This window comes from Synechococcus sp. BSA11S (assembly GCF_014224355.1).
In the GTDB taxonomy this organism is placed as follows: domain Bacteria; phylum Cyanobacteriota; class Cyanobacteriia; order PCC-6307; family Cyanobiaceae; genus Regnicoccus_A.
The window spans coordinates 1-20,013 of record NZ_VNWP01000020.1; the positions used below are offsets into that span (position 1 = coordinate 1).

The 20,013-nt window shown below is 61.9% G+C and carries 22 protein-coding genes and 4 pseudogenes; 17 read left to right on the forward strand and 9 right to left on the reverse strand.

Annotated features, from left to right (window positions below; translation table 11 throughout):
* Window positions 1-337: transposase (locus FPZ61_RS13605; RefSeq protein ID WP_185467129.1), on the forward strand; the 337-nt coding region annotated here is incomplete at its 5' end.
* A gap of 156 nt (window positions 338-493) precedes the next feature.
* Here the strand turns inward: FPZ61_RS13605 and FPZ61_RS13610 are convergent.
* Together FPZ61_RS13610 and FPZ61_RS13615 are read right to left on the reverse strand one after the other, a co-directional pair.
* On the reverse strand, window positions 494-811 hold the full coding sequence (locus FPZ61_RS13610; protein WP_185467130.1) for a hypothetical protein: 318 nt from the start codon (window positions 809-811) through the stop codon (window positions 494-496).
* Between the two features lie 262 nt (window positions 812-1,073).
* Window positions 1,074-1,427 (reverse strand): hypothetical protein, encoded by a 354-nt coding sequence (locus tag FPZ61_RS13615; protein WP_185467131.1) that lies wholly within the window; start codon window positions 1,425-1,427, stop codon window positions 1,074-1,076.
* 93 nt (window positions 1,428-1,520) lie between these two features.
* Between FPZ61_RS13615 and FPZ61_RS13620 the strand changes: the two genes are divergently transcribed.
* The 3 genes from FPZ61_RS13620 to FPZ61_RS13630 all read left to right on the forward strand — a co-directional run bounded on the left by FPZ61_RS13620 (window position 1,521) and on the right by FPZ61_RS13630 (window position 3,238).
* A complete protein-coding gene (locus FPZ61_RS13620; RefSeq protein WP_185467132.1) occupies window positions 1,521-1,910 on the forward strand; it encodes a lysozyme inhibitor LprI family protein in 390 nt (129 codons plus the stop codon).
* Window positions 1,907-2,119 (forward strand): DUF3955 domain-containing protein, encoded by a 213-nt coding sequence (locus FPZ61_RS13625; protein ID WP_185467133.1) that lies wholly within the window; start codon window positions 1,907-1,909, stop codon window positions 2,117-2,119. Before FPZ61_RS13620 ends, FPZ61_RS13625 begins: the two co-directional genes overlap by 4 nt.
* Before the next feature lie 450 nt (window positions 2,120-2,569).
* Window positions 2,570-3,238, forward strand: a complete 669-nt coding sequence (locus FPZ61_RS13630; RefSeq protein ID WP_185467134.1) for a Mo-dependent nitrogenase C-terminal domain-containing protein — start codon at window positions 2,570-2,572, stop codon at window positions 3,236-3,238.
* A 222-nt stretch (window positions 3,239-3,460) separates the two neighbouring features.
* Here FPZ61_RS13630 and FPZ61_RS13635 read toward each other — a convergent pair whose 3' ends face one another.
* Window positions 3,461-3,910, reverse strand: coding sequence for a CopD family protein (locus FPZ61_RS13635; RefSeq protein ID WP_185467135.1), 450 nt, complete (start codon window positions 3,908-3,910; stop codon window positions 3,461-3,463).
* A 109-nt stretch (window positions 3,911-4,019) separates the two neighbouring features.
* On the opposite strand from FPZ61_RS13635, the gene FPZ61_RS13640 reads away from it, so the two are divergent.
* Complete coding sequence (locus FPZ61_RS13640; RefSeq protein ID WP_185474865.1) at window positions 4,020-4,817, forward strand: alpha/beta hydrolase; 798 nt, start codon at window positions 4,020-4,022, stop codon at window positions 4,815-4,817.
* Between the two features lie 8 nt (window positions 4,818-4,825).
* Here the strand turns inward: FPZ61_RS13640 and FPZ61_RS13645 are convergent, their stop codons facing one another.
* The gene (locus FPZ61_RS13645; RefSeq protein ID WP_185467137.1) at window positions 4,826-5,005 is read right to left on the reverse strand and encodes a hypothetical protein; all 180 of its coding nucleotides are present in this window, start codon (window positions 5,003-5,005) and stop codon (window positions 4,826-4,828) included.
* A gap of 281 nt (window positions 5,006-5,286) precedes the next feature.
* On the opposite strand from FPZ61_RS13645, the gene FPZ61_RS13650 reads away from it, so the two are divergent.
* The 4 genes and pseudogenes from FPZ61_RS13650 to FPZ61_RS15660 all read left to right on the forward strand — a co-directional run bounded on the left by FPZ61_RS13650 (window position 5,287) and on the right by FPZ61_RS15660 (window position 8,082).
* Complete coding sequence (locus tag FPZ61_RS13650) at window positions 5,287-5,442, forward strand: hypothetical protein (protein WP_185467138.1); 156 nt, start codon at window positions 5,287-5,289, stop codon at window positions 5,440-5,442.
* A 797-nt stretch (window positions 5,443-6,239) separates the two neighbouring features.
* Window positions 6,240-6,641, forward strand: a pseudogene (locus FPZ61_RS15940) (transposase); the annotation flags it as partial.
* 111 nt (window positions 6,642-6,752) lie between these two features.
* A pseudogene (locus FPZ61_RS15945) lies at window positions 6,753-7,708 on the forward strand (transposase); the annotation flags it as partial.
* A gap of 245 nt (window positions 7,709-7,953) precedes the next feature.
* A complete protein-coding gene (locus tag FPZ61_RS15660) occupies window positions 7,954-8,082 on the forward strand; it encodes a hypothetical protein (protein WP_255441637.1) in 129 nt (42 codons plus the stop codon).
* Between the two features lie 349 nt (window positions 8,083-8,431).
* Here FPZ61_RS15660 and FPZ61_RS13670 read toward each other — a convergent pair whose 3' ends face one another.
* The gene (locus FPZ61_RS13670; RefSeq protein ID WP_185467141.1) at window positions 8,432-9,040 is read right to left on the reverse strand and encodes a histidine phosphatase family protein; all 609 of its coding nucleotides are present in this window, start codon (window positions 9,038-9,040) and stop codon (window positions 8,432-8,434) included.
* A 317-nt stretch (window positions 9,041-9,357) separates the two neighbouring features.
* Window positions 9,358-10,689: a cytochrome P450 gene (locus FPZ61_RS13675; protein ID WP_221630178.1), complete on the reverse strand. Its 1,332-nt coding sequence runs from the start codon at window positions 10,687-10,689 to the stop codon at window positions 9,358-9,360.
* Window positions 10,690-10,753: 64 nt separating this feature from the next.
* Between FPZ61_RS13675 and FPZ61_RS13680 the strand changes: the two genes are divergently transcribed.
* From FPZ61_RS13680 to FPZ61_RS15950, 4 genes and pseudogenes are all read left to right on the forward strand, one after another.
* Window positions 10,754-11,146, forward strand: coding sequence for a peroxiredoxin-like family protein (locus FPZ61_RS13680; protein ID WP_185467156.1), 393 nt, complete (start codon window positions 10,754-10,756; stop codon window positions 11,144-11,146).
* A 68-nt stretch (window positions 11,147-11,214) separates the two neighbouring features.
* Window positions 11,215-11,388, forward strand: a complete 174-nt coding sequence (locus FPZ61_RS13685) for a hypothetical protein (RefSeq protein WP_185467142.1) — start codon at window positions 11,215-11,217, stop codon at window positions 11,386-11,388.
* 343 nt (window positions 11,389-11,731) lie between these two features.
* A complete protein-coding gene (locus FPZ61_RS13690; RefSeq protein ID WP_185467143.1) occupies window positions 11,732-12,451 on the forward strand; it encodes a GAF domain-containing protein in 720 nt (239 codons plus the stop codon).
* Between the two features lie 222 nt (window positions 12,452-12,673).
* Window positions 12,674-12,860 (forward strand): annotated as a pseudogene (locus FPZ61_RS15950) (transposase); the annotation flags it as partial.
* Window positions 12,861-12,951: 91 nt separating this feature from the next.
* On the opposite strand, the gene FPZ61_RS13700 reads toward FPZ61_RS15950, so the two are convergent.
* The 3 genes and pseudogenes from FPZ61_RS13700 to FPZ61_RS13710 all read right to left on the reverse strand — a co-directional run.
* Window positions 12,952-15,138 (reverse strand): PhoX family phosphatase, encoded by a 2,187-nt coding sequence (locus FPZ61_RS13700; RefSeq protein ID WP_185474868.1) that lies wholly within the window; start codon window positions 15,136-15,138, stop codon window positions 12,952-12,954.
* A gap of 169 nt (window positions 15,139-15,307) precedes the next feature.
* A complete protein-coding gene (locus FPZ61_RS13705) occupies window positions 15,308-15,451 on the reverse strand; it encodes a hypothetical protein (protein WP_185467145.1) in 144 nt (47 codons plus the stop codon).
* 171 nt (window positions 15,452-15,622) lie between these two features.
* A pseudogene (locus FPZ61_RS13710) lies at window positions 15,623-15,799 on the reverse strand (transposase); the annotation flags it as partial.
* 98 nt (window positions 15,800-15,897) lie between these two features.
* Between FPZ61_RS13710 and FPZ61_RS13715 the strand changes: the two are divergent.
* From FPZ61_RS13715 to FPZ61_RS13730, 4 genes are all read left to right on the forward strand, one after another.
* Entirely contained in the window at window positions 15,898-16,830 is a 933-nt protein-coding gene (locus tag FPZ61_RS13715) for an IS481 family transposase (RefSeq protein WP_185467146.1), read from the forward strand.
* Window positions 16,831-16,944: 114 nt separating this feature from the next.
* Window positions 16,945-18,165 carry a metallophosphoesterase gene (locus FPZ61_RS13720; protein ID WP_185467147.1) on the forward strand — a complete coding sequence of 407 codons (1,221 nt, stop codon included), beginning with the start codon at window positions 16,945-16,947 and terminating at the stop codon, window positions 18,163-18,165.
* Between the two features lie 106 nt (window positions 18,166-18,271).
* Window positions 18,272-18,961 (forward strand): DUF1254 domain-containing protein, encoded by a 690-nt coding sequence (locus FPZ61_RS13725; protein WP_185467148.1) that lies wholly within the window; start codon window positions 18,272-18,274, stop codon window positions 18,959-18,961.
* Window positions 18,927-19,934 carry a DUF1214 domain-containing protein gene (locus tag FPZ61_RS13730; protein WP_185467149.1) on the forward strand — a complete coding sequence of 336 codons (1,008 nt, stop codon included), beginning with the start codon at window positions 18,927-18,929 and terminating at the stop codon, window positions 19,932-19,934. Before FPZ61_RS13725 ends, FPZ61_RS13730 begins: the two co-directional genes overlap by 35 nt.
* Window positions 19,935-20,013: the final 79 nt, after the last annotated feature.

The following is a 20,013-nucleotide window of genomic DNA, read 5'->3' on the forward strand; positions in this document are numbered from 1 at the left end:
TCCAGAAAACGAACATGACTATGTCTGGGCAGACTCAGCTTATTCAGGTGAATGCTTTGAGGGTCTTCTGAGTCTCGGTGGCTTCGAGAGTCTGATCCACGAAAAAGGAGCTCGCAATCATCCGCTCAGCGACGCAGCCAAGGAACTGAATCGTGTCAAGTCGTCAATCAGAGCTTGCGTGGAGCATGTCTTCGGCTGCATGACTATGTCCATGGGTGGAAAGCTGACAAGAAAGATTGGGCTAGAAAGGAATGAAGCTTGGTGGGGCCTCAAGAACCTGACCTTCAACTTTCTTCGTTATCTCCAGCGCTCTTCCCATATAGCAGTTGTTGCATGACTCTGCCGCAGAAGCTCCCATAGTCCGAGCGATCTCGTCAATAGTTGAGATAAGATTCCTTTGCTTTGCCGCCTCTTCGGCGGCTTCTTTGTGTCCTCAAAGTCCCTGTAAATTACTGATTATTCGAGGTGGCCTTCAGTAAGTCTGTGGCGATGACTATTTTTTGGCAGCCTCTTTGAGCTTTGCGAGGATCTTGTCACACTCTCCCGATGCCCCGGTGATTGTTTCAGTTGCCTCGGCATCAGGAGCAATGGCCTTCAGATTGCTCACGGCTCGATTCAGCACTTGGTCGACCTGCGCCTCGCTCAGCAACCCCTCATCCTGCGCGGCCCTGGTGACACCGCAGACACCGGCTGGAAGGCCAACGGCAATGCCATTCCCGGCGCCGGCCCCGAAACCAAGACTGCCACCGACATAGCCTCCGATTGCACCACCGGCAATCAGCGAAATGATGATGGTGAGTGCTTTGCCCACGTGCTGACCTGCATCTTCATACTATTAACTCCACGGCAGTCAGCCTTTGTCAACGCTTCTCATGATTGTCCATAAAGCTCCGCGACCCTCAAGGCCCGCTCCGGGCGGGACATGCAGCAGCAGACCGCAGTGGCGATCCAGGCAAGGGCTTCGATGATCCAGGCAAGTACTGTTTGAGCTGGGCTCCGGACAGGCGCCGCTCGCTGGCCTTCCGCAATGTGGCCGTGTGACAGGTGCTGCTGCTGGAGGAGTGAGTCCAGACTCACTCCATCGTGCGCACGGGGCTGGTGCACCAGCTGCTGCGGCCGATGCCGGCAGCGCTCTGGAAGGGATCGTCACGGAAGTCCGCTCGGCCGTTCCTGGGCTCAATGCGGGCTACCCGCCAGAGCTGCTGCTCGCAGTTGATCGTGACGGTGATGCGGGTGCCGTCGGAGGCGTCGATGCGCACAAAGCGAACACCGTCGTAAAGACCCAGCATCTTGCCGCCCGCTGCCTGCAGCAGCACCCCCAGGTTGCTGCCGGCTGGGGCCGCCCATGCGGCAGTCGGGTCGCTGACCAGGCCGCCGGCCATGCAGGCGAGCACCAGCGGGAGGTGGCGGGAGAACAAGCTGGACATGATGAAGAATGGCAGCGGCTCGCAAGAGCATGATCCAGCATGAACCTCTGTCTGGCGAAACGGCCCACGATGCGCTCCTGTCTCCCCATTCTGTTGGCTGCCACCCTGGCCCCGCTGCTGCCGTTGCCGGCACCAGCGGCGGAGGTGTGCACCCCCTCTGAGAGCACCGTGTCGGAAACCCGCTGCTTGATGGAAGCCCTCGAGGCCGTGGACCGGGAGCTGGAGAAGGCCCTGGTGCGGGTCGCCAGCGAGGCCGGGCAGGTGCCCAGCGAGACCTTTCAGACACTCTGGCGCGACAACCTCACCGGCTTTTACCAAACGAGTGCCGACCCGAAAGAGCAGGCGAAAGCCTTCCGCGCCGAACGCCGCAAGGTGTGCGCCTATGCCAAGTCGGTGAGCTTCCAGGGCACGGGCTATGGCATCGTCACGAGCCGCTGTGAGCTGGCTCTCACCCGTACCCTGCTGGAGCAGCTGCGGCGATGAAACGCACACTCATCCGCCTCTCGCTGCTGCTGCTCACCGGCGCGGTCGTCTGCGCTGTGGCCTACCGACTTATCGGGGTGGGAGTGGAGGCCGATGGCACGCTCAGGGAGGCTTTCGCCCTGATCCCGATCGGCTACCTCCTGGGCGGAGCCGGCGCCGCTACGGGGATCGCCGGGCTGTTGTGGAGGAAGCCAGCCATACGCCGGTAAGTTCAAGCAGCCAGCCACCTCCGAATCATTCGTCCACTGCAACGAGAGTTGTGAACGGCGACTCTTGCGATGTGTGCCCAGATCCCCTTCTTCGTCCCACTGGCCTGAAAAAAGCAGGCAACAGACACTCGCCTCATGGCGAACAACGCAAGACCCGGTGACAGGCGTTGCCTGAACGCATACCAATGCGATACCGATACCCAACAATTCCTTCAGCATGCATGAACCAAGTCCGTCGCCTTGCAGCCACCTACGGAATCACCGCATCTGCCTGGTCTGCAACTGCTGCGCAGCAGCCTTACAGCGATGACGCCCCTGATCCGGAAACAGGCCTCTGCCAAAGGCTGCGCGAGGGCAGTGAGCACAAGAGAATGTGAGGAGGTTGCTCGGCCGTGAAGCTCCTCACAGCTGGCCTACCGCTGGACCCACTCGATCGGCATCGCACAATCCATGGAATCCCCTGCTTCGATCGACGGACTGGACGTCACGGCAGCGCGACGGAGGCTTTGGCTCGCTGCCCTGCACCAGCTTGCACTTGCCGACGGCGACTTTTCCCCTGCCGAGAAACGACTGCTGGAGGAGGAGTTGACCAGGGATCTTCCCGGCCTGAGCCTCGACGACCTGCACCATCCCGGAGCTGCGGCCCTTGTGCACCGCTTCGGGGTCGGGACACCCCTTGCGGAGGAATTCCTGCAGTCGGCCGTGCTGGTGGCACTCACCGATGGCCATGTCAGTGCGATGGAACTCGAATGGCTACGTCAATGGAGTGAGGTACTTCAGGTGGGACAGGAGATCATCGACGAACTGCTGCGGGTCCCGGCCGGCCGCGTTGGGACCATCGATGTTCGGTGCGACACCGACCTCCATCCAGCAGCTTTGGATGGCGTGCGGCGCTGGATGGATGGCATCGAGCCCTCGGATCCGGCGGTGGCCCGCTTCCTGGTACGGCTGATCCCCGCCCAGTGCCCCTTCGAGCGCGACGTGAAGCTGTTCGGCTGGAAGGTGGTTCACATCCCGCCGATGTGCAAGATCAACCCCCTTTACGACCAGTTGGTCGCGCTGCGATTTCGTTGCCTCTGCCGCTTGGAGGAGTCCGGGGACTCAGCGGTGCCCACCTGATGGGTGCGCAGGACGATTCTGGTCGGTATTGCCTGTGAGGTGATTGTCGCCTGGTCGTTGTCGATATGGCCAGGTCAACCAGCCTCCTCACCAGGCGTCAATGGGCCCTACGTGATGGTCGCGGGACAAGTGACAGTGCTGCCGACTGGTCGGCGGCCAGCAGCCGGGGGTTCAGCTGCTGGATCCCGAGGGCAACCGCCTGCTGTTGCTTGTGCAGGCCTCTCAACCCAGCCCGCCCAGGCGGATGAGCGCGCCCACCACTACAAAAGCGATCGCCAGGGCGGTGATGCCACGGATGTGCCAGGCCAGGCCACTGAGGTTGGCGTCTGTGAGGTTGGGGATCAGCTGCAGGCGGGCATGCACGGCCAGTACCGCGGTACCGGCCAGCAGCAGCAGCTTGGTGCCCACCAGCATGCCGATCGGGTTCTGTGGGTCGAAGAGCCCATGGAAATGGGGAAGGTAGATCCAGCCCATCCACAGGCCAGTGACCACCTGGATGGCGAGAGCGATAAGGCCCAGCGGCTCGAACGTCTCCTCGAAGGCGCGGATCGGCGCCGCCCGACCCTCGCGCAGGGCGCGGGGCAGTACGCCCAGATCCAGCACCAGATGGCCGCCGGTCCAGACCGTGGCGGCAAGGGCATGCACGATCACCAGCAGCGAGAACACAGCCATCTCAACGAGGGCGCGGTTGCTTCCACGATGGAGCCCGTTCGGGCTGTCTGAGCATGAGGGTGATCGTCAATCTGTGTGTGGTGCCGCCCAGCCTGGGCTGCTGAGGCTGATGGGCTTAACACCGATGAATGTGGATAGGTGGCTGGGATGGGCCGGCTGGCTGGCGCTGGGCTATGGGGCTGTCTCCCTGCTGGTGTTCCTGACCCAGCGCTCGTTCATCTATTTCCCCCAGCCTGCCGCCGATCCTTCGGGCCGTCTGGAGCTGCAGGTGGAGGGCAAGCGCGTGCTGGTGGCCCATCGCCCCCATCCAGGGCCCCAGGCGCTGATCTACTTCGGAGGCAACGCCGAGGACGTGTCCCTCACCCGCGCCGAGCTGGCCGCCCTTCTGCCCGACACGGCCCTCTACCTGCTCCATTACCGCGGCTACGGCGGAAGCGAGGGCAGACCCAGCGAAGCGGCGTTGCGCGCCGACGCCCGGGCCCTCTATGCCCACGTGGCTGAGCGCCACAGCGCGGTGACGGTGGTGGGCCGCAGCCTGGGTACAGGCCCGGCTGTGCATCTGGCCGCCATCCGCACGGTGCAGCGGCTGGTGCTGCTGGTGCCCTTCGACAGCCTGCTGGCGGTAGCCCGCGGCTCCATGCCCTGGCTGCCGGTGGATCTGCTGCTGCTCGATCGCTGGGATGCTGCCGCCGAGGCGCCCCGGGTGCATGCCCCCACCGCGATCGTGGCGGCGACCTTCGATCGGGTGGTACCCACGCGCCACGCTGAAGCCCTGCACCGCGCCTTCCAGCCCGGCGTGGCGGATCTAATTCTGGTGCCCGACCTCGAGCACAACACGCCGATCCTCAATTCAGCGGCCATTCGCACTGCCCTGCAAGGCCAGGAAACTGGCCGTCCCCACAGCTGACTCCAGCTTCAGTGGATGCCAGGCGTCAGGCCTTCGCTCTTGTTGAGCTGAATGCCCAGGTAGGTGGCTTCGTGGTTGAGGGCCTTTTTTGTGTCGATGTTGCCAGCTGCTGCTGCAGCGGCGAAACGGACGAGCAGTGAGTCCCGAAGGGCTTGTTCGCGGGCAGGATTGGCGGCGGATTTGGACATTGGGCGGGACTGGGGGAAGCGGAAAACTGATCTGCAGCTCAATTATAGGCCTGACAGAGAATGGAGAGACGCTGATCTGTCTGTGACTATTTACACCAAATCCTGATGAGAAGCGCCGTCCTGGCCCCATGGCATGGAGAAGCTGCTCAGAGCCGTTCAGGCCTCAAAAGCAGCGCAGCAGCATCCAGGCGGTTTCCTCAAAGGCCTTCAACCGGGGGGTGCGAGAGCCCGCAGGGCGGTCAGTGGCGGCAGCACAATGATTCGACCTGAGCACTGGTCCCATGACAGTTGGCAATCTTCTCTCAGGCACGGCGGTCGCGCTTCTCCTCCTCGGCGGTCTTGTGCTGTTCACCGACGTGGAGTTGGGGATGGTGCGCTGGGTCAACTGCGGCCCCTGGTCCTCCGAAGTGTCCCGTCAGGAGGAGGAGTGCCGCTGATCGATGTCCCACCCGACAATGGGGCACGCCTTCCATGAACATCCCCACCGCCAGCGGCAACGCCTCTTGCATCGATGTCGGCAGTCGCGAACATCCGCTTCTCGCCGCTTGATCGACGAAAGCCATGAAAACGTCAGCTGATTCCCCTGAGGCCTTGGGCGTCCTGGGCCTGAGAACCACGCCCTGAACCCGAGAGGATCTGGCCCGGCGGGTGGCCGCGCGGCAGCCGGCCTACAGGGGACTGATCCACGGGCTTCCCCCCTGGATGCCTCTGCCCCCCATGCATCCGTCGAATGTGACGTGGTTTCTGGTCGAGGCTGAGAACGCCAGCGATGGGGCGATCCGGCCTCTCTTCGAGGAGTTCCACGACGGTGGGGCGGCGCCATGGAATGAGATGCTGACACCGTTTCAGATACTGAGGATCAGGTCAACAGATACCGCCGTGGCGAAGGCTGGCTATTCACGGACGCCAGGCCCACTGATGAGGAGAGATGGTTGTTTGGAGAAAGTCGTTTCGGGCCTTCGATGCCTGCAAGACGCCACCTCAGAACATAACGCAGGCGTCTTTATTCCCCGCCACAGGTGCTGTAGTTAGACCGGCCAGGGACTTGCCTGGCCATCTCTTTTACAGGCCAGAGTTGCAGCTAGCTGCTATGCTGGACATGCTGATATCGCTATCTTAGGTCCTCCTGAAGAAGGCCAGACCCGCTGCAGCACAATAGCTCTGAGCAGTTTTGGCGGTAAAAATATTTGTCAACGGGCCCAAATGCGCCCAAAAGCCATCCAAAGTTTTCCACATGTACCGAACTGAGCACCGTGGTCAGCTCTCGTTGGAAGACTTCTTCTGCCGTTTGGTGGAACACTCTCTGGTGACAACCGCTGGATCAAGCTGGCCGAGCTGATCCCATGGGATGAACTCGAAGACGACTATGCAGCCCAGTTCTGCAAGGGGTTTGGTGCTCCGGCAAATCACTTTCGCATGGCGCTGGGGGCCTTGATCATCAAGGCCCGCATGGGGCTCACGGATGAAGAACTGGTTGAGCAGATCAAAGAAAATCCATATCTGCAGTTCCTCATCGGCCTGGAAGCCTTTCAGTACTCGGCTCCGTTTGACCCATCGATGCTGGTGCACTTCCGGAAACGGTTGCCGGAATCAGTGGTGAATGACTGTAACGAACGAATCGTGCGTCACGGGCAGAGCGTGATTCGTTCTTCTGCAGCCGATGATCGCGACAACGACAGCAGCTATGGAGGTGGAACCGCCAGGGCAGCCCGATCAGCAGATTGAATGCGAAACAACACGGCCAAATCAGGGCTGATTGCTGATTGACGCCACCTGCGTACCCGTTGATATCCGTTACCCGACTAATCTGTCCCTACTCAACGAAGCCAGAGAAGTCACCGAGATGCTGATTGACGCTATGCATCTACTAATCAGAGATTCCTTTGGCCAGAAGCCACGCACACATCGCAAGAAAGCCCGGCAACAGTTTCATGCAATGGCCAAACAGAAGCGCCCTCGAATCAGCAGGATTCGAAAGGCGATCAAGTGCCAGCTCGGTCATCTACAGCGGAGTCTTCTCAGCACTGATGCCCTGATCGCTTGTGGTGGAAGCCTTCTGGCCGCAGGAAAGGACTGATGCCACAAGCTCCTGGTGCTCAGCGGACTGGTGCGACAGCAGAGAATTCTTTACCATCCAGACAGCAGAAGCATCCCCGATCGAATCGTGAGCCTCTTCCAGGCTCACAGCAGGCCGATTGTTCGCGGCAAGGCCAGGTGCAAGTCGAATTCGGAGCCAAGATCACCATTGCGGTCACGGGTGATGGCTTCACCTATCTGGACCGGCAGAACTTCAATCCCTACAACGAAGGAGAAGACCTGAAGGCCCAAGCACGAGCCTACTGGCGTCGTCATGGTCATTATCCAGAGGTGATCTGTGCCGATCAGATTGATCAGACTCGAGCAAACTGCGCATTCTGCCAGCGTCATGGTATGCGGCTGAGTGGGCCTCGTCTTGGGCGACCAAAGACTGATCCGGAGTTGGTGGCTGCAGAGAAGCAGCAGTTTCTTGCTGATCAACGCCAACGAAATGCTGTCGAGGGAAAAATCGGACAGGGGAAGCGGCGGTTCGGAATGGGCCTGATTCGTGAGAATCTGGCTGTCACCCAAGGATCGGCTATTGCGTTGAGTGTCCTGGTGATGAACCTCGAGAAGCTGCTGAAGCTTCTTTTTGTCCTTTTTGCTTTCTTGTTACAGCTGCTGATCGGCAATGAAGCCAATGGAGAAGTCGAAGATCGGCTCCTGAGCAATCAACCAGCTGCAGCCTTAAGATCACTCAGAGATCAGCCTGGCGGCTGCAGGGTCAGGTGGTTCCTGCTTTCCGGAAGGATCCAGAGGGATAGGGGGCCCGGCCGACAAGTTCATGGTGGTGATGGAGACCGCCGGTCTAGACGCTACTGAACTGGGTGGCTACTGCCGGCAGCGGGGCCTGTTTCCCCAGCAGGTGGACCTTGAGAAGCGCCACCAACCAGCAGGACCAGCCAGAGACCAGGCGGCTGCAGCTGGACCTGCGCCGCAAGGACAAGGCCCTGGCGGAGGCGGTTGCCATGCTGAACGCCTCAAAAAAGATCCAGGCCTAGAGGGAGAGGACGAGGGAGATTGACGCCTGCGGGGGATCGCTGTATGCCCTTGAGATCCTCGATGCCGGCATGGCGGCCGGTGCACGGGGTCGTTGACTTGCTGGACTGCTTGGGATGGGGCTCACCACCCTCAACAGTTGGCGGAGTGCTTCCTTGGGTCATGGGGACGGTGAACCGCCGAAACGGAAGCCATTGCCAGGGAGCCCGCAACCTCAGCGATGAGGATCGCAACTGATCCTGCTGACCTGCAACGAGCAGGAGTTTGCCGCGCCACCGCCTCGGGAAAGAGACGGTGGCGCTGGCGGTGGTAGCGGTTACGGGTGGTACCGGCAATAGGAGGAAAGAGTGGTCACTGGGCTGGGCTGGGTCCCAGCAACGGAGCGTTCCAACACTTCAGGGCGGGGAGGTCGCGGTAGTGGGAGAGCACGGTCAGCGTGGAGGTGTCGAGCAGGAAGTGGCAACCATGGCCAGGCGTCAGCCCGATCCAGCGCGCTGCCAGCACCCTCAGCACGTGCCCATGAGCGAAGAGGGCTACCGCTCCGCCTTGCTGCCGCACCCTGGCGATCACCCGATCCACTCTCTCCCCCACCTGCTGAGGGCTCTCACCGCCTGGGCAGCCGTCCCGAAAGACCAGCCAGCCGGGTGACTCGGCATGAATCTCAGCCGCCGTCAGACCTTCGTAGGCGCCGTAGTCCCATTCGCGCAGGTCCGGTTCGATCACCATCCGCTCACCAAGACCGGCCAGTTCACAGGTTCGCCTTGCCCGCTGCAACGTGCTGGAGAGCACCAGATCGAAGTGAAGATCAGAGAGATAGGGCGCCAGCCTACGGGCGGCCCGATCCCCATTGGCCGTCAGTGGAATGTCCGACGTGCCCGTGTGCTGTCCCGAGAGGCTCCAAGCGGTCTCCCCATGGCGAATGACCAGCACTTCGCCCGCCGATAACGCCAGGTTCGTCATGCGAGAAGCCTTAGGTGTGCTTTCTCACCAGGTTATTCAGCCCTCAACGGCCGCTGGAGGCACCGCTGAGGGCCACGTCAGCCCTTGGTGCCAATGAGGCCTTGCGGGGGTTCGTCGCCGAGCGACTTGGTGTCGCTCCCAGCAGGGTGGCACTGGTGTGTGGCTGACTGGCCAGGTTGCCTGAGGGGTCCTCGTCACTGGGTTCGCCGACCTCAAAACGCAGCCGACCTGGGGCCTTCACACGGTTGCTGAGTACTGGATTCCGCGGGGTTCCTGGGGAGAGGCGCTGACCGGCCTGGAGCAACACGGTTACTCGCTCAGCGTAGGCACGCGCGCACCAGGAGTCCATCCTTCGGCGAAGGGCTGGGGATGATCCTGAGCGACAGGTCCTGATCCGGCTCCAGCACCAACGTCAGCTGTTTGAGCAACCCCACCGCTAGCAGACGGATCTCCAGCTCGGCCAATGCCTTGCCCAGGCAGACCCGCTCACCACCTCCGTAGGGCAGCAAGGTGACTGTGCTGTTGCGTGCCAGATGCCGCTGCGGCCGGAACACCTCCAGATCCTCGTTCCCTCGTCCATAGCGATGGCTGGCCGTGATGCTGACCTGCACCACACGATCGGCCGGAACCAGTACATCCGCCAGGGCAATCGGCTCCCGGGTGCGGCGGAAGAAGCCCCCCACCGGCGGGGTCAGCCGCATCACTTCTTTCACCACCGCATCGAGACGCGGGGCTCGGATCGCGTCGAAGGCGGTCACGTCCTCCCCCTGCGCAGGAGGCCAGGGCAAGCCGTCGAGCTCTTGTTGCAGCCAGGCCAGCTCGGCTGGATGTTGCAGAAGGCTCAGGAGCAGACAGCTCAGCGCAGAGGCGGTGGTTTCGTAGCCGGCGAACAACAGCAGCAGCAGCTGCTCCGCCACGTCGTCATCGCCCAGGGGAAGGCCGGCTTCATCAAGGCCACCGGCCAGCAGATCGAGCCCACCGGCGGCGAGGGGCGCTCCGGCAGCAGCGGCGCTCTGTGCCTTCTCGAGCACGGCGCCCAGGCGTCGCAGCAGCCGTTGGCGGGCCTGAAGAGCTCGGGCGTAGGGGCTTCCGGGCAGGGCGAACGGGAGGGAAAAGAGGCCCTGGCACCAGGTTTCGAAATCCACGAACAGGGCCTCGCGATCGGCGGGATCGAGGCCCAGCACGGTGCTGGCGATCACGCTGAAGGCGAAGCGCCTCAGCTTGGGCACCAGGGCCAGGGGCGGTGCGCCGCCGAGCAGCTCCCCGCTGAGCTCATCCACCAGCGCCACGATCGCAGGGCTGTAGCGCTTGAGGGCATTGGAAGCGAACAACTGGCCCACCACACGACGACGGGCCTTGTGATCGGCACCGTTGCGGTTGGCCAGCGACAGGGGCCCCAGCAGCTTCCGCACACTGTCGGGCCACCAGCCCTGAACCGCATCGCCCTGGGCGAACAGGTCGTTGATCGCCTTCTCCCCCCGGATGAACACGGTTCGCTGCCCCAGAAGGGTGGTGCCGTACACATCGCCGTAGCGCTCGAAGCGGGAGCGGGCGAAATCCGGATCACGCAGAAAGAAGAGGGTTTCGAGCACGCCGCTCACAGCTGGCGTGATCGGCAAGGGCCGAAGGGTGGCGGGATCGAGCGGCAACCAGCTTTCTCCAGGGTGATCTCAAGGCTGGCGGCCAGCCGCCGGCACCGCGACACGACAGGCCCTGCTGGCTTCTTGGCCGCAGCTGGAGGCCGCCGGCATCACCGTGCTGGCCCTCGGCATCGGTGATGAGTCCAGCCGACAGCGCTTCTGCGCCTTCACCGGCTTTCCGAGCGAGCGGCTGCAGGTGGACGCCGAACCCCTGCTGCATCGGGCCCTGGGGCTCTACGAAGGCCTGCGGCAGATCGGCGGCCCCTGGCCGAACCTGTTGCTGATCTGCGCCGGGATCGGCTCCCCTGGCACCCTGGCCGAGGTGCTGCGGGGCACGGGCGATCGCAGCGCGCCCCAGCGCATCGCCGACGACACGCTTCTGTGCAGCTACCGGGACCGCGGCATTCTCGGATTCTCGGAAACCATGGCCAGGCCGCTGAGTTTCCTGGATGCTTTCCTCGGCTGATTCCTGTGCCTGGGACGCCTCCGGCAGGCCAGCTGCTGCAGGATGTCAGGCAAGATTCAGGTTCACCGATGTCACTGATTCCCCGCTGGCGCTACATGACCGATGAGTCGAAGGCGCTCACCAAGCGGATGGCCGTCTCTGCCTTGGTGGTTCTGCTGGTTCTTGTGGTCTTCCGGTCGTTGGTTCCCTGGGTGCTTGTCGGACTGGTGGCCTGGTGGATTTGGAAGGCGGTCAGGACGTAGGGCTCCTCTGTACTCGTCTATCGACCTTTCGCCCAGATCCGTTCCAAGGATCTGCGGAAACCCTTTGCGCTCAGGGATTTGGCGAGGCCTCGTGTCCTCAGAGTGCTGCTGATCCACCAGACCTGCAGACCACCAAAAGCAATGGCAAGCAGGCCTAATTGGACATATCCCCAGTTCAGGTGCTCCATCACAATGAAATTTACTCCTTTCAAAGCCATCGTGGACAGAGCTGTGCCCTGTTCGAGGGTGGAGAGGGGTGAGGAAACGTGAAGTCGCTCCTGTGCCGAGGGAGTGGGCCCCACAATGAGGCCACTGGACGTCAGGATCCTTCGGTTTCATGCCCATGAAGGCGCCACTGACCGAGCGAGAGCAAGAGCGGCTTGATGCCCTTCGCGAATACCGCATCCTCGACACACCACCCGAGCAGGCCTTCGACGATCTGACAGCACTGGCGGCCTATGTCTGCGACGTGCCGATTGCCCTGGTCAGCTTGGTCGACACTGACCGGCAGTGGTTCAAATCGAAGTTCGGCCTGGAGGCCACGGAAACCAGCCGAGACGTCTCCTTTTGTGCTCACGCCATCCTCCAGGACGACATCCTGGTGGTCCAGGACACCCACCTCGATGCACGCTTTGCCGCCAACCCCCTGGTGACATCGGAACCCAACATCCGCTTCTATGCGGGCGTCCCGTTGTTGTCGCCGGAGGCCTTGCCCCTGGGCACCCTCTGCGTGATCGACCATGAGCCGAGGGAGCTGAACGCCGCCCAGATCCGGGCCCTGGAGGGGATCGGCCGACAGGTCGTGACCCAGCTGGAGCTGCGGCTGGTATCCGCCCGGCTGGCCCAGGCCCTGGAGAAGATCAACCTGATCGAAGAGCTCATCCCGATCTGTTCCTATTGCAAGGCGATCCGCAACGACGCCGGCTACTGGTCGAGCGTGGAGGCCTTCATCAAACAGCACGCCGATGTGGCCTTCACGCATGGAGTGTGCGAGTCCTGCATCGAAAAGCACTTTCCTGAGGTGGCTGAAGCGATGCGACAGGAGGACGCCTACAACCCTTGACAAGCTGGTTGTCCTGCACCGTGACGGCTCCAGTAACCCACAGTCAGGGACACTATGGACTACAGAGCCTGATCACAAACCATGCCCCTGCGATCACAGGCCAGGACTGGGGTGATGAGTGACAGGCATCTTGGCCACCGCTTCGCGGAAGGCTTCGCCTACGGCGACTATGAGCAGTCCACCGCCAAGAAGTGCACCAAGCGTGAGAAGTTCCTGGCTGACATGGACCAGGTGGTGCCCTGGCAGGCCCTGATCGCTCTGATCGAGCCCCAGTTACCCCAAGACCGGCAGCAAAGGCGGCCGCCCGCCTTATCCGCTGGCCACCATGCTGCGGTTCCACCTGATGCAGCAGTGGTACTCGCTGAGTGATCCAGCGATGGAGGTTGCCCTGATCGAGGTCCCGACGATGTGGTGCCAGTCATCGATGGGCTGGCAGCCATGACGGTGGTGGTGCACGACGAGTCAGCCGCGAACTCGGCCGGCCCTGAGACGACACCACCTCAGAGCAGCGGCCGGCCGTCGTGGCGGCGAATTGCCACCACCCCAGGGCGGGGCGGCCGACCGGGCACCGGTGATGGCCAGTTGGAGCCCAGCGGCACCTGCCGCAGCTGCTGGAAGCGGCCGCCGTCGCGGTCTTCCAGGGTGTGGGTCTGGACCTCCTCGCCATCCCGCTGGCGGGTGCCGTGAATCTCGCCCGGGTGCTGCACCGCCAGGAACAGGGTGGTCTCCTCCCGGTCGAAGCACGGCCCGCACAGCTCGCACTCCATCGGCCCGGTGGCGAACAACAGCGCCTCGCCGGCGCGCGGGCCGCTGGCCGGGAACAGCCAGCAGGCGTTGTTGCCGAACACATCCAGGCTGCTGTCGCTGGAGCGGTCGGTGACCATCCACACATTGCCGGCGCGATCGATCGCCAGGTTGTCTGGCATGGCGAAGCCCATGCCCCCCTGCCAGGGGGTGCCGCCGGTGGCCACCATGCGCCAGCTGAAGCTGCTGGCGTTACCGCGCTGGAGGCCGTCCTGCAGGCGCATCACCCAGCCGTAGGGCCAGCTCGCCTCCCCCTGCGGACCGCGAAAGATGGCCGGATCGGCCCGCCCATCGCCGTCGCTGCCGCCGGCGGTGAAAGCGATCAGCAGATCGCCACTGCGCGGGTCGATGTCGGTGTCCTCGGGCCGCGCCGCCGGCGTGGCTCCCACGGCGTTGGCGGCCAGATGGGCGTCGATCAGGATCGCCCCCTGCCGCTCCTCGCCGCTGCCCGGGTAGAGGTCGGCCAGGTTGCGGTGCTGACGCAGGTAAGCCTCCACCTCGGCGTCGCTGGCCAGGGCCTCTGCGCCGGCCTGGCGACGGTCGCGGTGGGGCAGCAGGGTGGGCTGGCTGAGCCCGAAGGGCTCGTAGTAGCTGGGCCGCAGCGGCGCCAGCCGCGTCTCTGGCGTCAGGGCCCCCCACCGCCCCGTGCCGTCGGCGTTGAACCCCGCCGCCTCCAGCCGGCCCCGCTCCAGCAGCCGGGAATTCGCCGGATCGGCCGGATCGCGCACCAGCTCCTCGCTGACAAACCGGTAGAGATGGCCGCCGTGGCGGTCGCAGCCGGAGAACACCACCAGGGGGCGGCCCGCCGTGGCCTGCACCGCCACCGCCTCGTGGCGGAAGCGGCCCAGCCAGCTGTGCTTCACCGCCGGCTGGTCGGGGCGGCGCGGATCCAGCTCAACCATCCAGCCGTACTTGTTGCCCGCCAGGCCGAAGGGGTTGCCCAGGCCGTCCAGGCGCGTGCCATCGAAGCGGAAGGGCCGCTCCTCTGGCCGTGGTGAGGAGCCGTCGGCGTACACCCGCTCCACCACCTGGCTCTGAAAGTTCTCCTCAGCCGAGAGCACCGTGCCCCAGGGCGTCTGACCGCCGGCGCAGTTGGCGAAGCTGCCGATCATCTGCTCGCCCAGCCCATCGTCGTAGCCCAGCCGCCGGCGGCGGCGGAACACGGCCGCCGCCGGACCGCTGCAGCGCAGCCGCTGCTCAGGGTTCTGCCAGCCGCTCAGGCCGGTTATGCGCCGGTCGAAGCGACCCGGGGTGGAACGCCAGGCGCCATTGGCATCCTGGCTGATCTCCGCAACGCCGATGCCCAGGTCGGCCATGGCGGCGCTTGCCACCGACAGCAACGGCTGGCGCAGCGGATCATCCGTCGCCAGCGCAGAAGCATCCACCCGGCCGCCGCGCGTAGCCAGCGCCTCGCGCAACTCCTTGAAGGGAATGGTCTTGCCCGTGGCATCCACGTAGCCCTCCATCCAAGACCGGAGGCTGATGTACTCGAAGTTCACCGTCAGCAGTGCCCGCCCGTCTTCCAGCGGCGTGAACGCCAGGTAATCGTTGTTGAAGCCAAAGCGTCCATCGGCCACTGGATCCCCCCATGTGAACAGCAGATCGCTGCGGTAGCCCTCCGGCACCACCAGCCGGTCTTGTAGGGCGCTACGGCTGTAGAGCTGTCGCTGCTGCGCCGCCGTGCGGCCGTCACCCACCAGGGGCATGGGCCCGGGCAGCGGCTCGAAGGGCAGGGCGCTCTCCCGTGCACCTGAGGCTTCGCCCGCCAGGGCGCCTGGCCTAGAAACAGGAGTGGCACCAACGCGGGGACGGGCATGGGCAGCGAGCCAGGGCGCGGCGGCCCCGAGGCCCATCAGCTCGATCAGCAGGGTACGGCGATTCATTGGGGGGGTCAGGCGCAGGGAGCCATGGGACAGGGCCGAGGGAGTGACGGCTCGCCTCAGCAGGATCACGCGCCAATCCTTTACGAACTGCGCTGGCGGCTCTGCATTCCAGAACACGCGCCCTCCGGATCCAGCAGGGGCACGCATCTGCTCACAGGCGTCGCCGGGATCATCCCTTGAGGTCGTCGAGCCGTTGCTGCCGATCCGCCAGCTCCCGTCGCGCCTCATCAGACAAGGCAGGCCAGTGGGTGGTGGGGTTTTTCAACTGGTACATCCACCAGAACCCCTTCAGCGGAATATGAATCTGGGGCATCACCAACGTGACAGCGGAGCCGCTAGGAGTTTGTTGTCCGTAGAGCAGAAGCCAGGCGATCGCAGCGAATTTTGACTGCGCTGACCGTGGCGGCAGTGTGCTTCCTCCGTGCGTGCCCATCAATGGGCCTCAGTCAGCCCCGGGCACACCGGCCAGAGCTGCTGAGGTCCCTTAACCCGATGCCGCCACCAGCGCCTGTTGTTGCGATCGCCTGTACCTGAACAACTTGAGCAGGTTGTGCGTGGCGGCGATCAGGTGCCATTCACCATTGACCTTCTCCAGCCCCCTCAGCAGGAAGCGCCGCAGGCCTCTGGCTTCTTTGATCTGGCCAAACACCGGCTCCACGATCGCCTAATTGTGTAGTCCCACCACGTTGTTCAGCTGACGATTGGGTGTGAGGTCGCCAGGGTCGGGGTGTCACCGCCCATCCCAAGACCTCACACCCCATGCATAGCCACCCCAATGCCCGACTGACGCCGATCAGTCGGGAACGCCTGATTCGTCGGCACCTCAATGAGGGCGTGCCGCTCAAGGCCCTTGCGGCACAAGCCGGGATCAGCCTGCGCAGCGCCTACAAGTGGCTGGCGCGTTTCCGTGATGGCGGCGTAACGGCACTGGCGGATCGACGGAGTGTTCGCCGCACCCAGCGGCGGACGCTCGATCCGCAGCAACTGCAGCAGGCTATGGATCTACGGCACCAGCGCTGCACGCTCCGCCGCATCGCCAAGGCTCTCAAGGCGCCCCTCTCGTCCGTTGGTCGGGCGATGAACGCTCTGGGGCTTGGCCGGCTCAGGAATCTGGAGCCCAAGAAGCCAGTGCAGCGCTACCAGTGGGAGCGCCCGGGCGACATGATCCATGTCGACATCAAACAGTTGGCTCGGTTCCACCGTGTTGGGCACCGGATCACCGGTGATCCACGCAAAGGAAGCTCCCCCGGCGCTGGGTACGAGAAGGTGCACGTGGCCGTGGATGACGCCACCCGCCTGTCCTACGTCGAGGTGTTGGCCGACGAGAAGGGGCCGACCACGGTTGGCTTTCTGAGCCGGGCGGTGGCCTGGTTCAACGGGCAGGGGATCGAGTGCCGGCGGGTGCTCAGCGACAACGGATCGGCCTACAAGTCGCACGGCTGGCGAAAGGCCTGCCAAGTCATGGGTTTGAAAGTCAAGAAAACAAGGCCCTACACCCCTCGAACCAACGGCAAGGCTGAGCGGTTCATCAAGACCCTGCTGGAGGAGTGGGCCTATGTGATGCCCTACAGCACCTCAGCGGCTCGCAATGAGCTGCTGCCGGCCTACCTGCGGATCTATAACGGCCGCAGGTGCCACATGGCCCTGGGTGGCCTCACCCCCCAGCAGCGACTCGCTCAGCTGCAGGCATGAACAACCTGGTGGGAAAGCACACGTAAAAACAAACACTTTCATAGCTCGGCATGACTCAGCCTCCAACTCAGCCAACTTAGTTCTTTACATCGGGGCTGATCATCCCATGCGGTAATGCTTAAAGTGTTGTTCATGTTCATGTGGCTGCTGCCAACGGCTAGTTCTGGTGCCATACTGAAGGCAGTTGTAGGAGCAGCCATGGTCAGTCCGTCAACAACCACAGCATCAATCGGTACAGCTTCAACGTTGGCCAGCCTCATTCACCGCCTTGGTTATGCCGGGGCGAGCATGCTGTTGCTCGCAGCGACAGCAACAGGCGGGGCTGCCTTCGCAGCTCCGGCAGACATGCGCATCGCCCAGCGTGATCTCTCAGGAACAGCAGAATTCACCTATCCCCAGGACCATCTCCCAGGCAAGAAACCTTGGACAGCGAAACCATTTCAGAATGACCCTAGCAATTTTCAATTCGTGATCATTGGCGACCGCACTGGCGGAGCCAATGCTGAGGGAACGTTTAAGCAAGCTATCGGCCAACTGAATCTGCTGCGCCCGGAATTTGTGATCAATGTTGGTGACACGATTGAGGGATATAGTGATCAAAAAGGCGAGTTGAATAGCGAATGGGATGAGATTGACGTTTCACTGAATAGCCTGGTCATGCCCTTCTTCAGGACTCCAGGCAACCATGACATTTCAAATGATACCGCTGCCGAGGTGTGGGCAGAGCGCTATGGACAAGGTTACTATTACTTCGTGTACCGAGATACGCTTTTTATTGTCCTAAATAGCGAAGATACTCCACGCAAGGCGCCAGAGGGTATTGGCGACAAGATGGATCTATACAACCGACTTCAGACCGAGGATCCTCAGCGCGCAAAAAAGATGCTCAAAGAATTCATGACAAACGAGGCTGTTGTCGCTTCTCTTAGCAAGCCAGTTGACTTCAGCGATGAGCAGGTTGACTTTGTCGAGAATGCACTGAAAAGACATTCAGATGTTCGCTGGACATTTCTTTTCCTGCATGAACCCGCCTGGGACAACGCGTCCGAGAGCTTCAAGGCCATTCAGACACTGCTGAAAAACAGAAGGCATACATTCTTTGCCGGCCATCTTCATTACTATGACTATGATCTTATCAATGGACATGAGCACATCACGATGGGGCCAGCTGGCGCATCATTTCACAAAGAAGGTCCCGGCAATGTGGATCACATCACCTGGGTAACTATGACAGACGAAGGTCCTGAGTTTGCGAATATTGCGCTCAAAGGAGTCTTTGATAGGAAGGGGCTTGATCCAGCTATGTTTGGCGCTTATGACAGAACAGGATACTAATGATGCTTATCAAAGATCCATTGGCCACTGTCGAACCTGCCGAGGCAGAACAACTATGCACCAATCCTGCTAAACTCAAGACTAAGCGACACGCAAGGAGGGCAACATGCGCACAGCCTCAAAGCTTCTTCTGGCGGCACTATGTATTGCCAGTTATTCTGCATCCGTAAAAGCGGAGACCCATGATCCAGTCCGCCCAAATACAAATGTCATAACCACAGTGCTGCAACCTGAAAGGACATTAGTAGCCGAAGACCAAGCTGGTGAGTCAGGGGCCCAGAAATTACATGTGCTTGAAGTGAATCGCGGGCAGATGACCTCAGAGATCCCCGGCAAGAATCGTCTGCGCATACCGTACTTGCGGCTCAAAGGCCGAAGTTCAGGAGCAGGTGTGTCAGCCGAAGGACTAGGCAGGAATAAAGACAACCACTTACTTGCGGTGAGCCCCGACTCTGTTGTGGAAGCCCAGACCGCAAAGATGACTGATGAGCAAGTTGAAGATATAATCCGCCGCTCCTTCCAGTATGTGGCGATGTATAACGTCAACAACAAGGGCGCTGAGCAGTACGGCGGCTGGAACACCTGCGACGTGGATACCCAGCTGAAGGATCACACGCTTCAGCTCATCGCCAGGCCGAACAACGATTCGCTCTACATCACCTGCATGCTCGACCTCCGCAAGGAGCCTGTGATCCTCGACATGCCGGCCTTCGACTCAAAGTATGTGTCCCTGATGGTCACAGGGTATGACCACTACGTGAATGTGCCGATGTCCACCCGCAAGGGAGACTTCTGACGAGCCAGAAAAGCTGCTGTTCTTCAGTGAACGCACCAAGGACTATCAGGAAGGCCAGAAGGTTGAAGGGATTGACCGCACCTTTGAGGCCACCGGTGATTTCCTTTCGGCCGTCTTCCGTGTGATGCCGCACGCCAACGACGCCGATCGCTTCGCGCGAATCAAGGGCCAGATGGAATCGGTCGAACTTCTAACCCTGACCGAGCTGCGCGGCGGGGAATCCAAGCCAATCGATGAGATCGACGCCCCTGCCGTCGGCAGGACAGACGTGGACGTCTTTGGGGATAACCTGCTTGAGGTCATGCAGTTCGTCTTCAATCACACCAGCTTTAATCCTCAGAACGACCTCGATCAGAAGGTGCTGGCCCTCTACCAACCACTCGGCGTTGTACCTGGGCAGCCCTACAACCCGAAGCAGGTGGCTCGTCTCGAGAGTGTGCGCGTACGCAAGGTGGCTGAACGCATCGAAGCCCAGGAAATGGCCAAAGCCGACCGACTGGCTGCCAGCACCGGGCTGTTCCAACCCAAGGGGGAAATCGATCTCGACCTGATGGTGTTCCAGTCCGTTTTCGGACCTATCGGGCTGCCTGCGGCGGAAGCGGTCTATCCGGCCATTGCGACAACCGACGGGGTGCCGATGAATGCCCAGCATGATTATGTGATTCGTATGTCGGCTGACGAGCTGCCCCCAGCCGAGGCCTTCTGGTCGCTCACGCTCTATGACACAAAAAATGGCTTCTTCATCCCCAACGATCGCAAGAAGTACAGCGTCGGCGAAAATGCCGGCATGAAGCTGGACAGCGAGGGCGGCATCGCGATCTACATCGCTGCCGAAAAGCCAGAGGGTGTGCCCGATGAAAACTGGCTGCCCCTGAATCGTGGAGACTACGGCATTGATGCGGTCTTGAGGCTCTACGTTCCCGAACTGGAGAAATACAAAGGATGGGCACTGCCCAAAGCCGAAAGGATCTGATGCATAAAGATCGATCCCTGGAAACAACCACGATGTATCGCCAATGATGAGATTCAGACCGGAGCCACTCTTATTCGCT

What these genes read in the sequence shown, in the direction of transcription:
- FPZ61_RS13615 (WP_185467131.1), bottom strand. Translation starts at nt 1,427, where the DNA reads ATGTCCAGCTTGTTCTCCCGCCACCTCCCGCTGGTGCTCGCCTGCATG.
- FPZ61_RS13625 (WP_185467133.1), top strand. Translation starts at nt 1,907, where the DNA reads ATGAAACGCACACTCATCCGCCTCTCGCTGCTGCTGCTCACCGGCGCG.
- FPZ61_RS13630 (WP_185467134.1), top strand. Translation starts at nt 2,570, where the DNA reads ATGGAATCCCCTGCTTCGATCGACGGACTGGACGTCACGGCAGCGCGA.
- FPZ61_RS13635 (WP_185467135.1), bottom strand. Translation starts at nt 3,910, where the DNA reads ATGGCTGTGTTCTCGCTGCTGGTGATCGTGCATGCCCTTGCCGCCACG.
- FPZ61_RS13640 (WP_185474865.1), top strand. Translation starts at nt 4,020, where the DNA reads ATGGGCTTAACACCGATGAATGTGGATAGGTGGCTGGGATGGGCCGGC.
- FPZ61_RS13645 (WP_185467137.1), bottom strand. Translation starts at nt 5,005, where the DNA reads ATGTCCAAATCCGCCGCCAATCCTGCCCGCGAACAAGCCCTTCGGGAC.
- FPZ61_RS13650 (WP_185467138.1), top strand. Translation starts at nt 5,287, where the DNA reads ATGACAGTTGGCAATCTTCTCTCAGGCACGGCGGTCGCGCTTCTCCTC.
- FPZ61_RS13670 (WP_185467141.1), bottom strand. Translation starts at nt 9,040, where the DNA reads ATGACGAACCTGGCGTTATCGGCGGGCGAAGTGCTGGTCATTCGCCAT.
- FPZ61_RS13685 (WP_185467142.1), top strand. Translation starts at nt 11,215, where the DNA reads ATGTCACTGATTCCCCGCTGGCGCTACATGACCGATGAGTCGAAGGCG.
- FPZ61_RS13690 (WP_185467143.1), top strand. Translation starts at nt 11,732, where the DNA reads ATGAAGGCGCCACTGACCGAGCGAGAGCAAGAGCGGCTTGATGCCCTT.
- FPZ61_RS13700 (WP_185474868.1), bottom strand. Translation starts at nt 15,138, where the DNA reads ATGAATCGCCGTACCCTGCTGATCGAGCTGATGGGCCTCGGGGCCGCC.
- FPZ61_RS13705 (WP_185467145.1), bottom strand. Translation starts at nt 15,451, where the DNA reads ATGCCCCAGATTCATATTCCGCTGAAGGGGTTCTGGTGGATGTACCAG.
- FPZ61_RS13715 (WP_185467146.1), top strand. Translation starts at nt 15,898, where the DNA reads ATGCATAGCCACCCCAATGCCCGACTGACGCCGATCAGTCGGGAACGC.
- FPZ61_RS13720 (WP_185467147.1), top strand. Translation starts at nt 16,945, where the DNA reads ATGCTTAAAGTGTTGTTCATGTTCATGTGGCTGCTGCCAACGGCTAGT.
- FPZ61_RS13725 (WP_185467148.1), top strand. Translation starts at nt 18,272, where the DNA reads ATGCGCACAGCCTCAAAGCTTCTTCTGGCGGCACTATGTATTGCCAGT.
- FPZ61_RS13730 (WP_185467149.1), top strand. Translation starts at nt 18,927, where the DNA reads ATGTGCCGATGTCCACCCGCAAGGGAGACTTCTGACGAGCCAGAAAAG.